Annotated in this window: 15 protein-coding genes; 7 read left to right on the top strand and 8 right to left on the bottom strand. The window is 71.4% G+C overall.

Translation table 11 applies throughout. The features are described 5' to 3' along the window. Positions 1-48: 48 nt before the first annotated feature. A complete protein-coding gene (gene bagB, locus AC069T_RS30815) occupies positions 49-1602 on the bottom strand; it encodes an ATPase BagB (protein WP_478785865.1) in 1554 nt (517 codons plus the stop codon). Beyond that, positions 1599-2576, bottom strand: a complete 978-nt coding sequence (gene bagA / locus AC069T_RS30810) for an ATPase BagA (protein WP_478785864.1) — start codon at positions 2574-2576, stop codon at positions 1599-1601. The genes bagB and bagA overlap by 4 nt, the downstream gene beginning before the upstream one ends. Positions 2577-2648: 72 nt before the next feature. On the opposite strand from bagA, the gene AC069T_RS30805 reads away from it, so the two are divergent. The 4 genes from AC069T_RS30805 to AC069T_RS30790 all read left to right on the top strand — a co-directional run bounded on the left by AC069T_RS30805 (position 2649) and on the right by AC069T_RS30790 (position 5253). Continuing rightward, complete coding sequence (locus tag AC069T_RS30805) at positions 2649-2810, top strand: Sp36 family protein (RefSeq protein WP_003975360.1); 162 nt, start codon at positions 2649-2651, stop codon at positions 2808-2810. Then, on the top strand, positions 2807-3274 hold the full coding sequence (locus AC069T_RS30800; protein ID WP_478785863.1) for a RidA family protein: 468 nt from the start codon (positions 2807-2809) through the stop codon (positions 3272-3274). The genes AC069T_RS30805 and AC069T_RS30800 overlap by 4 nt, the downstream gene beginning before the upstream one ends. A 282-nt stretch (positions 3275-3556) precedes the next feature. Further along, positions 3557-4426 carry an NUDIX hydrolase gene (locus AC069T_RS30795; protein WP_478785862.1) on the top strand — a complete coding sequence of 290 codons (870 nt, stop codon included), beginning with the start codon at positions 3557-3559 and terminating at the stop codon, positions 4424-4426. Further along, positions 4423-5253 carry an MBL fold metallo-hydrolase gene (locus tag AC069T_RS30790; RefSeq protein ID WP_478785861.1) on the top strand — a complete coding sequence of 277 codons (831 nt, stop codon included), beginning with the start codon at positions 4423-4425 and terminating at the stop codon, positions 5251-5253. The genes AC069T_RS30795 and AC069T_RS30790 overlap by 4 nt, the downstream gene beginning before the upstream one ends. A 30-nt stretch (positions 5254-5283) precedes the next feature. Here the strand turns inward: AC069T_RS30790 and AC069T_RS30785 are convergent, their stop codons facing one another. Then, complete coding sequence (locus AC069T_RS30785) at positions 5284-6060, bottom strand: nucleotidyltransferase domain-containing protein (protein WP_478785921.1); 777 nt, start codon at positions 6058-6060, stop codon at positions 5284-5286. A 211-nt stretch (positions 6061-6271) separates the two neighbouring features. Continuing rightward, positions 6272-6946, bottom strand: a complete 675-nt coding sequence (locus tag AC069T_RS30780; RefSeq protein ID WP_016642758.1) for a Crp/Fnr family transcriptional regulator — start codon at positions 6944-6946, stop codon at positions 6272-6274. Positions 6947-7332: 386 nt separating this feature from the next. Between AC069T_RS30780 and nth the strand changes: the two genes are divergently transcribed. From nth to AC069T_RS30765, 3 genes are all read left to right on the top strand, one after another. Continuing rightward, positions 7333-8421 carry an endonuclease III gene (nth, locus tag AC069T_RS30775; RefSeq protein WP_478785920.1) on the top strand — a complete coding sequence of 363 codons (1089 nt, stop codon included), beginning with the start codon at positions 7333-7335 and terminating at the stop codon, positions 8419-8421. A 61-nt stretch (positions 8422-8482) separates the two neighbouring features. Next, entirely contained in the window at positions 8483-9250 is a 768-nt protein-coding gene (locus AC069T_RS30770; RefSeq protein WP_478785860.1) for an NUDIX hydrolase, read from the top strand. A 13-nt stretch (positions 9251-9263) separates the two neighbouring features. Further along, complete coding sequence (locus tag AC069T_RS30765) at positions 9264-10463, top strand: MarP family serine protease (RefSeq protein WP_478785859.1); 1200 nt, start codon at positions 9264-9266, stop codon at positions 10461-10463. Between the two features lie 57 nt (positions 10464-10520). Here the strand turns inward: AC069T_RS30765 and AC069T_RS30760 are convergent, their stop codons facing one another. The 4 genes from AC069T_RS30760 to nhaA all read right to left on the bottom strand — a co-directional run bounded on the left by AC069T_RS30760 (position 10521) and on the right by nhaA (position 13788). Beyond that, positions 10521-10700: a hypothetical protein gene (locus tag AC069T_RS30760; protein ID WP_358852898.1), complete on the bottom strand. Its 180-nt coding sequence runs from the start codon at positions 10698-10700 to the stop codon at positions 10521-10523. A gap of 154 nt (positions 10701-10854) precedes the next feature. Continuing rightward, positions 10855-11805, bottom strand: coding sequence for an alpha/beta fold hydrolase (locus AC069T_RS30755; RefSeq protein ID WP_478785858.1), 951 nt, complete (start codon positions 11803-11805; stop codon positions 10855-10857). Then, complete coding sequence (locus tag AC069T_RS30750; protein WP_478785857.1) at positions 11802-12290, bottom strand: phage holin family protein; 489 nt, start codon at positions 12288-12290, stop codon at positions 11802-11804. The genes AC069T_RS30755 and AC069T_RS30750 overlap by 4 nt, the downstream gene beginning before the upstream one ends. Positions 12291-12333: 43 nt before the next feature. Then, complete coding sequence (gene nhaA, locus AC069T_RS30745; protein WP_478785856.1) at positions 12334-13788, bottom strand: Na+/H+ antiporter NhaA; 1455 nt, start codon at positions 13786-13788, stop codon at positions 12334-12336. Positions 13789-14111 lie beyond the last annotated feature (323 nt).

Genomic DNA, 14111 nt, shown 5'->3' with positions numbered 1-14111 from the left:
CCGCTCGGCCTGGGGCTGTTGTGCGCGGCGCGGGTCGAGCCTGGGGCCTCATGCCTCGGCTTCGGGCAGCTCCGGCCGATGGGCCGCCAGCCGGTTCCCGATGTCACGCAGCCCCGCGAGGTCGTGCACATCGCCGGGCAGTGCGCCTACTTCGGCCACCGCCACCTCGGGATGGCGCGCGGTGAAACGGTCACGTGTACGCCGCTCACGGGACAGCAGCTGCATTCGCTCGGCGTGCAGCCTCAGCAGGCCCGCGGTGAGCTGTTCGACTGCTCCGTCCGTGGCGGGGGAGCCTTCGGCGGAAGCGGAAGCGGACAGGGACCGGGGCGCGGACGGGGAAACAGAAGGAGAGGCTGGATCCGGATCGACGGGAGATTCTGAACTGCCGTACGTTTCGGGAGAGTTACGAAGTCCAGCTTTCCCGTCGCCCTGATCCACAATGCGGGCGGCCGCAAGATTTTCTACGACCGTGGAGTCCCCGGTCACCGGGGTCGTGCGGCCCTCGTCCCCGGCGGCACCGACGACTTCGTCCGCTCCGGCGAGTTCGTCGCTCCCGTCGCTCCCGTCGCTCCCGTCGCTCCCGGCGCTTCCGGAGTGACGATTCTCCGCGGTGGTGAGTTCGAGGTTCTCCGCCGCGGCGAGCGCCCGTTCGGCGGACAGATGCGCGGCGCCGCTGCCGTGGACCCGGTTGAGGACCAGACCCGCCAGCGGCATGTGCTCGGCGGCCAGGCGCTCGACGAAGTACGCGGCCTCACGCAACGCGTCCCGCTCCGGGGCTGCCACCACCAGGAAGGCCGTCCCGGGCGCCTGGAGCAGCTTGAACGTGGCGTCCGCCCGCTTGCGGAAGCCCCCGAACATCGTGTCCATCGCGGCCACGAACGTCTGGATGTCCTTCAGCAGCTGACCGCCCAGCAGCTTGCCCAGGGTGCCCGTCATCATGGACATCCCGACGTTCAGGAATTTCATCCCCGCGCGTCCGCCGACCTTCGCCGGTGCCATCAGGACCCGGATCAGCTTGCCGTCGAGGAACGAGCCGAGCCGCTTCGGCGCGTCCAGGAAGTCCAGCGCCGAACGCGAGGGCGGCGTGTCGACGACGATCAGGTCCCACTCGTCGCGGGAGCGAAGCTGCCCGAGCTTCTCCATCGCCATGTACTCCTGCGTGCCCGCGAAGCCCGCCGAAAGCGACTGGTAGAAGGGGTTGCTCAGGATGGCGGCCGACCGCTCGCCGTCCGCGTGCGCCTCGACGATCTCGTCGAAGGTGCGCTTCATGTCCAGCATCATGGCGTGCAGTTCACCGTCGCCCTCGACGCCCTTCACCCGGCGCGGGGTGTTGTCGAGGGAGTCGATGCCCATGGACTGGGCGAGCCGGCGGGCCGGGTCGATGGTCAGCACGACCACCTTGCGGCCGCGCTCGGCGGCGCGCAGCCCGAGGGCCGCCGCCGTGGTCGTCTTGCCGACACCGCCCGAGCCGCAGCACACCACGATGCGGGTCTTCGGGTCGTCGATCAGCGGATCGATCTCCAGAAGGCGTGCGGAGTCGATCGCGCGGGCCTGATCGGATGCAGGGCCGTGGCCCTGGGCGCGTGCCGGGTCCGGACTCATGAGATCCCTTGCTGACGCAGTTCCTTGGCCAGTTCGTACAGGCCCGCGAGGTCCATGCCCTCGGCGAGCAGCGGGAGTTCGTGCAGCGGCAGGCCCGACTCCCTGAGCACGGCCCGCTGCTCGTGCTCCAGGGTGTGGCGCTCGGCGTACTCCTCGGCCTGCTGGACGAGCGGCTCCACGAGCCGTTCGGCGAGCCCGCCGCGACGGGCGCCGCCGAGTCCGGCCGTGGAGAGCGACCTTGCGATGCCGCTCCGGGGAGCGGCCCGGACGAATTCCAGATCGGCCTGATCCAGTACGCCGGGACGCACCATGTTCACGATGAGCCGCCCCACCGGCAGCCCGGCCGCGTGCAGCTCGGCGATGGCGTCCGCGGTCTCCTGGACGGGCATCTCCTCCAGCAGGGTCACCAGATGGACGGCCGTCTCGGTGGACTTCAGGACGCGCATGACGGCCTGCGCCTGATTGTGTATCGGGCCGATCCTGGCCAGGCCGGCCACTTCGTCGTTCACGTTCAGGAAGCGGGTGATGCGGCCCGTGGGCGGGGCGTCCATCACCACGTAGTCGTAGGCGAAGCGGCCGCTCTTGTCCTTGCGGCGCACGGCCTCGCAGGCCTTGCCCGTGAGGAGGACGTCCCGCACGCCGGGTGCGACGGTGGTCGCGAAGTCGATGGCGCCGAGCTTCTTCAGGGCTCGTCCCGCGCCGCCGAGCTTGTAGAACATCTGGAGGTAGTCCAGAAGGGCCAGCTCGGCGTCGATGGCCAGTGCGTACACCTCCCCGCCCCCCGGAGCGACGGCGATCTTCCGCTCCTCGTAAGGCAGCGCTTCTGTTTCGAAGAGCTGCGCGATGCCCTGCCTGCCCTCGACCTCGACGAGGAGGGCCCGCTTGCCCTCGGTCGCGAGGGCGAGCGCGAGGGCGGCGGCTACCGTGGTCTTGCCGGTACCGCCCTTGCCACTGACGACCTGGAGCCTGCTCACGTCTTCGAGCCTAACCAGTCCGCGCCCGGGCTACGCGGGAGGCTGTGGATAACAGCGGATACAGTCGGCCACATGACCAAGTGGGAATACGCAACCGTGCCGCTGCTCGTCCATGCCACGAAGCAGATTCTGGACACCTGGGGCGAGGACGGCTGGGAGCTCGTCCAGGTCGTGCCCGGGCCGAACAACCCCGAGCAGCTGGTGGCCTATCTGAAGCGGGAGAAGCAGGCATGAGTGCCGTCGAGTCCAAGCTCCGCGAGCTCGGCCTGACGCTGCCGGCGGTCGTTCCGCCGCTGGCCGCGTACCAGCCGGCCGTGCAGTCCGGCGTGTACGTCTACACGGCCGGCCAGCTGCCGATGGTGGACGGCAAGCTCCCGGTGACCGGCAAGGTGGGCGCCGAGGTCACGGCCGAGGAGGCCAAGGACCTGGCCCGTACCTGTGCGCTGAACGCGCTCGCCGCGGTCAAGTCGGTGGCGGGCGACCTGGACCGCATCGCGCGCGTCGTGAAGGTCGTCGGTTTCGTGGCCTCCGCCGCGGACTTCACCGGCCAGCCCGGTGTCCTGAACGGCGCGAGCGAACTGCTGGGCGAGGTTCTCGGCGACAAGGGCGTGCACGCCCGCAGCGCGGTCGGTGTGACGGTCCTGCCACTGGACGCGCCGGTCGAGGTCGAGATCCAGGTGGAGCTGACCGGGGCGTAACCCGCCACCCCAGGAGCAGGCTTTCCGTCCGGGACCCGCCCCTGCCGTCCGGGACTCGCCCCTGCCGTCCGGGACTCGCCCCTGCCGTCCGGGACTCGCCCCTGCCGGCCCGGACCCGCCCCTGCCGCCCGGACCCGCCCCTGCCGGCCCGGACCCGGCGCCTGCTGGTCCGGGACCCGGCGCCTGTCGGCCCGGGACCCGGCGCCTGTCGGCCCGGGACCGCTCCCGGTCGGCCGACAGCCGCCTCTCGAACATCAGCGCGCCACGGGATAGCCTCCGGCCATGGCGAATGGGCAGTGGTACCCACCGGAGTGGCCCGAGCGGATCCGTGCGCTCGCGGACGGCACGCTCACACCGGTCGCCCCGAGGCGGGCGGCCACCGTCATGCTGCTCAGGGACACCGACGGCGCCCCCGTGGTGCACATGCTGCGCAGACGCGCCTCCATGGCCTTCGCCGGAGGCGCGTACGCGTATCCGGGCGGCGGCGTGGACCACCGCGACGACGAGCACCACATCCGCTGGGCGGGTCCCACGCGCGCGTGGTGGGCGGACCGGCTGGGCGTCGACGAGACGTCCGCCCAGGCCGTCGTCTGCGCGGCGGTCCGTGAGACGTACGAGGAGGCCGGCGTCCTGCTCGCCGGGCCCACCCCGGACACCGTGGTCGGCGACACGACGGGCGAGGAGTGGGAGGCGGACCGTGCGGCCCTGGTCGCCCGGGACCTCTCCTTCGCCGAGTTCCTTGACCGCCGCGGGCTGGTCCTGAGGTCGGACCTGCTCGGCGCCTGGACCCGCTGGATCACCCCCGAGTTCGAACCCCGGCGCTACGACACCTGGTTCTTCGTGGCCGCCCTCCCCGAAGGCCAGCGCACCCGCAACGCCTCCACGGAGGCTGACCGCACCGTGTGGATCAGGCCCGCGGACGCGGCGCCGGGGTACGACAGGGGCGAGCTGCTCATGATGCCGCCGACCATCGCGACCCTGCGCCAGCTGCTCCCGTACGCCACGGCCGCCGACGCCCTCGCCGCCGCGCAGGCCCGCGACCTGACGCCCGTTCTGGCGCAGGCCCGCCTGGAGGGCGACGAAGTGGTCCTGTCCTGGCCGGGACACGACGAGTTCACCAAGCACATCCCGACCGGGGGAGCCCCCGCATGACGGAAGCAGCAGCCCTTCCAGGACAGCCGCGGGGCGGGGTCCACTCCGGTCTCGCCACCCCGCGGGCCGTCAACGTCCTGGCCCCGAACGCGTCCGTGATGACCCTGGACGGCACGAACACCTGGCTCCTGTCCGAGCCGGACTCCGAGCTCGCGGTCGTCGTCGACCCCGGGCCGCTGGACGACGGACACCTGCGGAACGTCGTGGACACCGCGCAGCGGGCGGGCAAGCGGGTCGCGCTGACCCTGCTCACGCACGGGCACCCGGACCACGCGGAGGGCGCCGGGCGGTTCGCCGAGCTGACGGGCACGAAGGTGCGGGCGCTGGACCCGGCGCTGCGGCTCGGCGACGAAGGGCTCGCCCACGGGGACGTCGTCACCGTCGGCGGACTCGAACTGCGGGTCGTGCCGACACCCGGGCACACCGCCGACTCGCTGTGCTTCCATCTCCCGGCCGACCGGGCCGTCCTGACCGGGGACACCGTCCTCGGGCGCGGTACGACCGTGGTGGCCCATCCCGACGGCCGCCTGGGGGACTATCTCGACTCGCTGCGGCGGCTGCGGTCCCTGACGGTCGACGACGGCGTCCACACCGTCCTGCCGGGCCACGGACCGGTCCTCGACGACGCGCAGGGCGCCGTCGAGTTCTATCTCGCCCACCGCGCCCACCGCCTCGCCCAGGTCGAGACGGCCGTCGAGAACGGCCTGCGGTCGCCGGGCGAGGTCGTCGCCCACGTGTACGCCGACGTGGACCGCTCGCTGTGGCCCGCCGCGGAACTGTCCGTACGGGCCCAGATGGACTACCTCCAGGAACACGGCCTCATCTAGCTGTTCTGTCGCGGAACTGCCGGGCAGGCCCTATTCAGGACGTGGCGCCTTGACGCCGTGCACGCGCGCGTACTCCTCGGCAAGCCACGGGCCGAGGTCGTCGACGTACGAACGCAGGACGGCCAGGTCGCCGCGCGGTTCGTATCCGAGGGCGGCCGCCTCGCGCAGCTCGCAGGCGCGCGCCGGGTAGTACGCGCCGAACGCCCCGGCCATCTCCCGCAGATCGCTCGTCCAGCCGTTCCAGCGCGGCATGACGAGGGTGAACCCGGTGCGGACGAGGCGGCGTGACATGAGGCGCACCAGGCGGCTTCGTGCCTCGTCGGTGTCCGCCGCGTCCCTGATCCGTTCACGCCAGCGCGGCAGGAGCACCGCCAGGTCGCCGTTCGTCTCCCGGGCCAGCAGGGAGTCGGGCCGGTAGCGCGGCAGGTGGGCGGCCAGATCCTCGCCCAGGAGAGGCGTACAGAGGCAGGCGACGAACCAGCCGCCGTCGTACCTCTCCAGGTCGCTCAGCGCGCGCTCCCGGCCCAGCAGCAGCGTCCCGGCGCCGTCGATCTGGGGGAACCGCGCGTCGAGGGCCTCGTCCAGCGCGCGGGCGTCCGCGTGGTCGGTCTCCGTCGGTTCCTCGCGCAGGACCAGCAGCAGGTCCAGATCGCTGCGGCCCACGCGCGCGGCGCCGCGCGGGATCGATCCGTAGAGGTACGCGCTGTGCAGCCGCGCCCCGAAGACCTCGCCGACCCGGCTGCGCGCCGCCGCGACGACGGGCCGGAACGCCGGCGGGATCCTCCCGAGGGATCCCTCGCGCTCCATGTATCCCTGGGCGTCGAGCCCTCTGCGCTGCTCACTTCCGCTCACGCCCCCACTGTGCCCGATGTGTTGGCCGGCCCGTCCGGCATTTCAGGACGAGCGCGTCAGCGCGGAGCCGGGATGGGGCGAAGGGGCGGGAAACGTCCGTCGACGACGGGGTCCCGCCTCTCCGGAAGGCGGGACCCCGTCGCGTACGGCGATGAAGCGGACGGCGTCAGCGCGAGCGCTTCGCGAGCCGCTCGACGTCCAGCAGGATCACGGCACGGGCCTCCAGGCGGAGCCAGCCGCGCCCGGCGAAGTCGGCGAGGGCCTTGTTGACCGTCTCGCGGGAGGCGCCGACCAGCTGGGCCAGCTCCTCCTGCGTCAGGTCGTGCACGACGTGGATGCCCTCCTCCGACTGCACGCCGAAGCGGCGGGAGAGGTCCAGGAGCGCGCGGGCCACCCGGCCCGGCACGTCCGAGAAGACCAGGTCGGACATCTGGTCGTTGGTCTTGCGCAGGCGCCGGGCGACGGCGCGCAGCAGGGCGGCTGCCACCTCGGGCCGCGCGTTCAGCCAGGGCTGGAGGTCGCCGTGGCCGAGGCCCAGCAGCTTGACCTCGGTGAGCGCGCTGGCCGTGGCCGTACGCGGACCGGGGTCGAACAGCGACAGCTCTCCGATCAGCTCGCCGGGGCCGAGGACGGCCAGCATGTTCTCCCGGCCGTCGGGGGAGGTGCGGTGGAGCTTCACCTTGCCCTCGGTGACCACGTACAGCCGGTCCCCGGGGTCGCCCTCGTGGAAGAGAGCGTCACCGCGGGCGAGGGTCACCTCACTCATGGAGGCGCGGAGCTCCGCGGCCTGCTCGTCATCGAGCGCCGCGAAGAGCGGGGCGCGCCGCAGAACGTCGTCCACGAGTTCTCTCCTTGTCGACCTGCTCAGGGGATCTTGCTCCCCCGTGTGCCAGGGGACCGTGTTCCCCATTTTGCCGGGCGTTCCAAACAGTGTGATCAGTCACAAGTCTGCCGTACTGGCGTCCTGGCGAGTGCGGCAGGGGGCCAATTGGGGGCCGATCTTCAGGGTCCGGGGCGGATGTCGGTGCCGGGCTTTAGGCTGGCCGAGTGTCCAAATCGCCGGTGAGAGCACAGGCCAAGGGGGCTGGGCGGGTGGTTGTACGTCGCGATTCCGCTGTGGGCGAACAGGCCACGGGCGGAACCAGTAAACCGACAAATGCGGCAGGGTCGGCGCCGGCGCAGGCCGCCGCCGAGAAGCCCGCCGAGAACAAGAAGACGAAGGCCATCGTGAAGAAGCCGGCGCCCGCCGGGCAGACGACCGCGCCCGCGGAGCAGACGACCGCGCCGGCGAAGACCGCCGTCAAGAAGGCGAAGACCGCCGTCAAGAAGGCGACACCCGCGAAGAGGACCGCGTCCGCGACGAAGGCCGCGTCCGCGACGAAGGCCGCGTCCGCGACGAAGGCGCTGGCCGAAAAGGCCCCGCCCGGGAAGGCTGCCAAGACGGCGAAGACGGCGAAGACGGCGAAGACGGCGAAGGCAGCCAAGGCGGCGAAGACGGTCAAGACGGCCAAGAGCGCGGTCAAGAAGCCCCCGCCGCAGCAGCCCAAGGCCGATCCCGCCGTCGTCCGTCGGGCCCGCCGCATCAACCGCGAGCTCGCCGAGGTGTATCCGTACGCGCACCCCGAACTGGACTTCGAGAACGCGTTCCAGCTCGTGATCGCCACCGTGCTGTCCGCGCAGACGACCGACCTGCGGGTGAACCAGACGACACCGGCGCTCTTCGCGAAGTACCCCACGCCCGAGGACCTGGCCGCCGCCAACCCGGAGGAGGTCGAGGAGATCCTGCGGCCCACCGGGTTCTTCCGGGCCAAGACCAGGTCGGTGATAGGGCTCTCCAAGGCGCTGCGGGACGATTTCGGGGGCGAGGTGCCAGGCCGGCTGGAAGACCTCGTCAAGCTGCCCGGAGTGGGCCGCAAAACCGCGTTCGTGGTGCTCGGCAACGCCTTCGGGCGGCCCGGTATCACCGTGGACACCCACTTCGGACGCCTCGTGCGCCGTTGGCAGTGGACGGACGAGACCGACCCGGACAAGGTCGAGGCGGTCGTCGGCGCCCTCTTCCCGAAGAGCGAGTGGACGATGCTCTCGCACCACGTGATCTTCCACGGCCGCCGCATCTGTCATGCCCGTAAACCGGCCTGCGGCGCCTGCCCCGTCGCCCCGCTCTGCCCGGCGTACGGGGAGGGCGAGACGGACCCCGAGAAGGCGAAGAAGCTCCTGAAGTACGAGAAGGGCGGCTTCCCGGGCCAGCGCCTCAAGCCCCCGCAGGCCTACCTGGACGCAGGTGGCATCGCGGCACCGCCCCTGGGCACCGGATGACCTGCGGCGCGGAACGATCCGCGGCCCCGCACGCGTTGAGACCGGAAGAACGGGGGTGGCGATGACGCACGCGAGCCATACGCACCACGGCCACGGCACACACCAGGGCAACGGCACGCAGCACGGCCACGGCACACAGCTGGGCCGCGGCCTGTCCGCCGACGGGATCGCGCCGAGCAAGGACGGCCTGCCCGGCTGGCTCGAACCGGTGGCCCGCGCCGCGGAGACGGTGCAGCCGCTCCAGCTGAGCCGCTTCCTGCCGCCGGCCGACGGCGCGGGCCGCCAGTCCGCCGTGCTGATCCTCTTCGGCGAGGGGGAGCGCGGCCCCGAGCTGCTGCTCATGGAACGCGCGAGCTCCCTCAGATCGCACGCGGGCCAGCCGTCCTTCCCCGGTGGCGCCCTCGACCCCGAGGACGGCGACCCCGAGACCGACGGGCCGCTGCGGGCCGCTCTGCGCGAGGCCGAGGAGGAGACCGGCCTCGAACCGAGCGGCGTCCAGCTCTTCGGCGTGCTGCCCCGGCTCTACATTCCGGTGAGCAGCTTCGTGGTGACGCCGGTGCTGGGCTGGTGGCGCCGTCCGACCCCGGTCGACGCGGTCGATCCGGCGGAGACGGCGCGGGTCTTCACCGTCCCCGTGGCGGATCTCACGGACCCGGCGAACCGGGCGACGGCGGTTCACCCCAGCGGTCACCGGGGCCCGGCCTTCCTGGTCGAATCGGCCCTCGTCTGGGGCTTCACGGCCGGGATCATCGACAGGATCCTGCACTACGCGGGCTGGGAGCTGCCCTGGGACCGGGAGAAGCAGGTCCCGCTCGACTGGCGCGCATGACAGGGTGGCCTCCGTGAATGTGCTGGACATCCTGTTGCTGGTCGCCGCCGTGTGGTTCGCGATCGTGGGCTATCGCCAGGGCTTCGTCGTCGGCATCCTGTCGGTGATCGGCTTCCTGGGAGGCGGCCTCGTCGCGGTCTACCTGCTCCCCGTCGCCTGGGGCGCCATGACCGAGGACACGGAGGTCAGTACGACCGCCGCCGTCGTCGCGGTGATCGTCGTGATCGTCTGCGCCTCCGTCGGCCAGGCCCTCACCACCCACCTCGGCAACAAGCTCCGCCGGTACATCACCTGGTCACCCGCCCGCGCCCTGGACGCGACGGGCGGCGCCCTGGTCAACGTGGTGGCGATGCTGCTCGTGGCCTGGCTGATCGGCTCGGCCCTCGCCGGTACGACGCTGCCGACGCTCGGCAAGGAAGTACGCGGCTCCAAGGTGCTGCTGGGCGTGTCGCGGGCGCTGCCCACCCAGGCCGACACCTGGTTCGCCGACTTCTCCTCGGCCCTCGCGCAGAACGGCTTCCCGCAGGTCTTCAGCCCCTTCGCGAACGAACCGATCACCGAGGTCCAGCCCCCCGACCCGGCGCTCGCCAACAGCGCGGTGGCCAAGCGCGCGCAGAAGTCCATCGTCAAGGTCATGGGCACCGCCCAGAGTTGCGGCAAGGTCCTCGAAGGCACCGGCTTCGTCTTCGGCGAGCGCCGCGTCATGACCAACGCGCACGTGGTCGGCGGTGTCGACGAGCCCACGGTCCAGATAGGCGGCGAGGGCCGGAAGTACGATGCGACGGTCGTCCTGTACGACTGGGAGCGTGACATCGCCGTACTGGACGTGCCGAACCTGCGCGCGCCGACCCTGCAGTTCACGTCCAAGGACGCGACCAGGGACGACGGCGCGATCGTCGCGGGCTTCCCGCAGAACGGGGCGTACAACGTGCAGCCCGCGCGGGTGCGCGGCCGGCTCACCGCCAACGGCCCGGACATCTACCACCGCGGCACGGTCCGGCGCGACGTCTACTCGCTCTACGCCGTCGTGCGTCAGGGAAACTCCGGCGGACCGCTGCTCACGCCCGAAGGCAAGGTGTACGGCGTGGTGTTCGCCAAGTCCCTCGACAACGACGACACCGGCTACGCGCTGACGGCGGACGAGGTCCGGGAGGACATCACCAAGGGTCGTACGGCGAACCAGCAGGTGGACAGCGACAGCTGCGCGCTCTGACGAGGCGGAAGCTGTCCGGCCAGCCGGGCCGAAGAGCCGTGGCGTCCGGTCGGCGGGTCAGCCGCGGGGATGACGCAGCCGCGCCGAGACCCAGCGGGCCCGGCGGCGCAGGATGTGCGGGATTCCCAGCCTGAGGTCCGTGCCCTGCAGCTGCGGGGCACCCCTCCGGTGGTAGCTCAGGCCCGTGGCCGAGCGACGGGTGCGTGCTGCGTCACTGTAGTCGTGCGTCCAGCCCATACCCCGACGTCTGCCCGGGCCTCATGGTCGGTAACCGCCTCCCGGGCCCCCAATTGGCCTATGCGCGAGGCATTTGGCTGTTCGAAGGACAAGCGTTCCCTGCTGGATGCCGAACGGGTTCGAACGCCCATCTACCGGACGCCCGCGGGACTCGTCAGCGGTCGGGTTCGGGGTCCTTCAGCCAGTTGATGAGCTCGGTGGAAAATGCCACCGGGTCCTCCTCGTGCGGGAAGTGCCCCAGTCCGTCGAACAGCCGCCAGCGGTACGGGGCTTCGACGTACTGGCCGGAGCCCGCGGCGCTGCGCGTGCGCATCACCGGGTCCAGCGAACCGTGCAGATGGAGCGTCGGCACCCGCAGCGGCCGCTTCATGCGCCGGTTGAACTGGATGCCGTCCGGGCGCGCCATCGAACGCACCATCCAGCGGTACGGCTCGATCGCGCAGTGCGCCGTCGACGGGATGCACATGGCGCGCCGGTACGTCTCCACGGCCTCGTCGTCCGGCAGGCGCGGACCCGACCAGTCCCGCATCAGACGGCCCACCAGAGCGGCGTCGTCGGCGACGAGTTGACGCTCGGGGATCCACGGCCGCTGGAACCCCCAGATGTAGGAACCCGCGGTCGTCTGCTTGACGTCCGAGAGCATGGCCGAGCGCCAGCGGCGGGGGTGGGGCATCGAGGACACCGCCAGCCGGCGGACGAGCTTCGGGCGCATCACGGCGGCCGTCCACGCCAGGTAGCCGCCCAGGTCGTGGCCGACGAGCGCGGCGTCGGGCTCGCCTAGTGACCGGACGACCCCGGTGATGTCGAGGGCGAGGTTCGCCGGGTCGTAGCCGCGCGGGGTGCGGTCGCTGCCGCCGACGCCCCGCAGGTCCATGGCCACCGCGCGGAAACCCGCGTCGGCGAGAGCCGCCATCTGATGCCGCCAGGCCCACCAGAACTGCGGGAAGCCGTGCAGCAGGAGAACGAGCGGCCCGTCGCCCATCTCGGCGATGTGGAAGCGCGCGCCGTTGGCCGCGACGTCCCGGTGGACGACCTCTTTCCCGCCGGGCACGTCGAGCCGTACGACTGAAGCGGGTGGAGCCGAAGGTGTGGCGGGGTCGGTCATGAGGATGAGCGTGCCACAGCCTCGATGGCCTCCGGGACACGCTCGTGGGCGGTCACCTCACGCGGGTGCGGCCTGGCGTTCTGCAGGACGCCCGCCGACTCCTTCATCGAGGCGGCGACCTTCTGCGGGCCCTTGCCCTTCTTGGCCTTCTTCGCGAAGACGACACCGATCAGCGCGAGCACCCCGGCGACCAGCACGTTCGCGGCGAAGGAGAGCAGGAAGCAGACGGCGAGGTTCCAGTCGCTCCAGGTCCGGATGGCGTACGCCAGGGCGAAGCTCAGCATCGGCAGGGAGAAGATCAGCACCGCGCCGGCCGCGGAGAACGCGCCCCCGCTGACCGCCCCGCGCTTGACGTCCTGCCTGAGCTGCGCCTTCGCCAGCGCGATCTCGTCGTGCACCAGCGCGGACATCTCGGTCGTCGCCGAGGCGAACAACTGGCCGATGCTGCGTTCGGCGCCGACCGGGCTGCCGTCGGGTGCGCTCATCGCGATCTCCCTCTTCTGCATGGAATGGTGCGGTCCCGTCAGATCATGCCGGACCGGCGTTCTCCTCGCCTGCCCCGCCCTTCACTTCGGCAAGCGCGCGTCGCTCGGCCGCCTTTTCCGCGGCCAGCCTGCGGTGCTCGGCCGCCTTCTTCTCGTAGATGTCGGCCATGCGCAAGTGGTACGCCGGGTTGTCCAGTTCGTAGATGTCGGGGATGCCGTCGCTGTCCTCGTCGCGCTCCTCGGCCTCGCACAGGTGGCGGTACTTGGCGTTCCGTACCTTCAGCAGCGTCCCGGCGAGTACGGCCGCGATCAGGGAGCCGATGAGGACGGCGGCCTTGACCTCGTCGGCGAGCACCGGGTCACCCGCGAAGGCCAGTTCGTCGATGAGCAGCGAGACGGTGAAGCCGATGCCGGCGAGGGAGGAGACCGCGAGGACGTCCGGCCAGGCGAGGTCCTCGCTCAGGGAGGCCCGGGTGAAACGGGCCGTCAGCCAGGTCCCGCCGAAGATACCGACCGTCTTGCCGACGACCAGGCCGAGGATCACACCGAGCGTCTCGGGCCGGGTGAAGACGGCGCCCAGGGCGCCGCCGGACATCGCGACACCCGCGCTGAACAGGGCGAACAGCGGAACGGCGAGTCCTGCCGACACAGGGCGCACCAGGTGTTCGACGCGCTCGCCGGGGGACTGCTCCTCGGGCTTGCCGTCCGGTCCCGCGCCCTCCACCCGGTGGCAGCGCAGCATCAGGCCCATCGCGACACCGGCGATGGTGGCGTGGATGCCGCTGTTGTACATCAGCCCCCAGATGACGAGGGCCAGCGGGACGTACACGTACCAGCCGTGTACCCCCTTGCGCAGCAGCAGCCAGAAGACGGCGAGGCCCACGACGGCGCCGCCGAGCGCCGGGAAGTTCAGCCGGTCGGTGAAGAACACCGCGATGATCAGGATGGCGAACAGGTCGTCGACGACGGCGAGCGTGAGCAGGAAGGCGCGCAGGGCCGAGGGCAGGGACGTGCCGAGGACGGCGAGGACGGCCAGCGCGAAGGCGATGTCGGTCGCGGTCGGGACCGCCCAGCCCTGGAGGGAGCCGCCGCCGGTGACGTTGACGAGGGTGTAGACGAGCGCCGGTACGGCCATGCCGCAGAGCGCGGCGACGACCGGCAGCAGCGCGGCCTTCGGATCCCGCAGGTCGCCCGCGACCAGTTCCCGCTTGAGTTCGATGCCGGCGACGAAGAAGAAGACGGCGAGGAGGCCGTCGGCCGCCCAGTGCTCGACGGACAGGTCGAGTCCGAGCGCGGCGGGGCCGAGGCGGAAGTCGCGGACGCTCTCGTAGCTGTCGTGCAGCGCGGGTACGTTCGCCCAGATCAACGCGGCGATCGCGGCGACGAGCAGCAGGATGCCGCCGACGGTCTCGGCGCGCAGCGCGTTCGCGACGAAGTTCCGCTCGGGCAGCGAGAGCCGGCCGAGGAACTTGCGGGTGGCGGTGCTGGGCGCGGTCACGGGGCGACCTCCGGTCGGTGGGCAGGGCTGAGCACATGCCGACCAGACTTCCCGGCGCACCTTGGGTCCACGTATGACGTTGTTGATGCGTTCCTTAGCTTACCTAAGGTGCTGCGGGACGGATCCGGTGATCTTCACATTAAACACAAAGAGGGCACCCGGCGCGGCGCCGGGTGCCCTCGGGGGCATGCTCAGGCCTCTCGGCCGTGACCTCAGTCCTCGCTGGGCGCCGCCGGCAGCTTCTCCTGGATGAGGTCCATCACCGTGGAGTCGGTGAGCGTGGTGACGTCGCCGAGCTCGCGGTTCTCCGCGACGTCACGCAG

The organism is Streptomyces sp. NPDC043867, assembly GCF_056435845.1.
The sequence above is the reverse complement of the archived record's forward strand: the minus strand, read 5'-3'. Positions and strand labels throughout refer to the sequence as shown.

What these genes read in the sequence shown, in the direction of transcription:
- bagB (WP_478785865.1), bottom strand. Translation starts at nt 1,602, where the DNA reads ATGAGTCCGGACCCGGCACGCGCCCAGGGCCACGGCCCTGCATCCGAT.
- AC069T_RS30805 (WP_003975360.1), top strand. Translation starts at nt 2,649, where the DNA reads ATGACCAAGTGGGAATACGCAACCGTGCCGCTGCTCGTCCATGCCACG.
- AC069T_RS30800 (WP_478785863.1), top strand. Translation starts at nt 2,807, where the DNA reads ATGAGTGCCGTCGAGTCCAAGCTCCGCGAGCTCGGCCTGACGCTGCCG.
- AC069T_RS30795 (WP_478785862.1), top strand. Translation starts at nt 3,557, where the DNA reads ATGGCGAATGGGCAGTGGTACCCACCGGAGTGGCCCGAGCGGATCCGT.
- AC069T_RS30790 (WP_478785861.1), top strand. Translation starts at nt 4,423, where the DNA reads ATGACGGAAGCAGCAGCCCTTCCAGGACAGCCGCGGGGCGGGGTCCAC.
- AC069T_RS30785 (WP_478785921.1), bottom strand. Translation starts at nt 6,060, where the DNA reads ATGGAGCGCGAGGGATCCCTCGGGAGGATCCCGCCGGCGTTCCGGCCC.
- AC069T_RS30770 (WP_478785860.1), top strand. Translation starts at nt 8,483, where the DNA reads ATGACGCACGCGAGCCATACGCACCACGGCCACGGCACACACCAGGGC.
- AC069T_RS30760 (WP_358852898.1), bottom strand. Translation starts at nt 10,700, where the DNA reads ATGGGCTGGACGCACGACTACAGTGACGCAGCACGCACCCGTCGCTCG.
- AC069T_RS30755 (WP_478785858.1), bottom strand. Translation starts at nt 11,805, where the DNA reads ATGACCGACCCCGCCACACCTTCGGCTCCACCCGCTTCAGTCGTACGG.
- AC069T_RS30750 (WP_478785857.1), bottom strand. Translation starts at nt 12,290, where the DNA reads ATGAGCGCACCCGACGGCAGCCCGGTCGGCGCCGAACGCAGCATCGGC.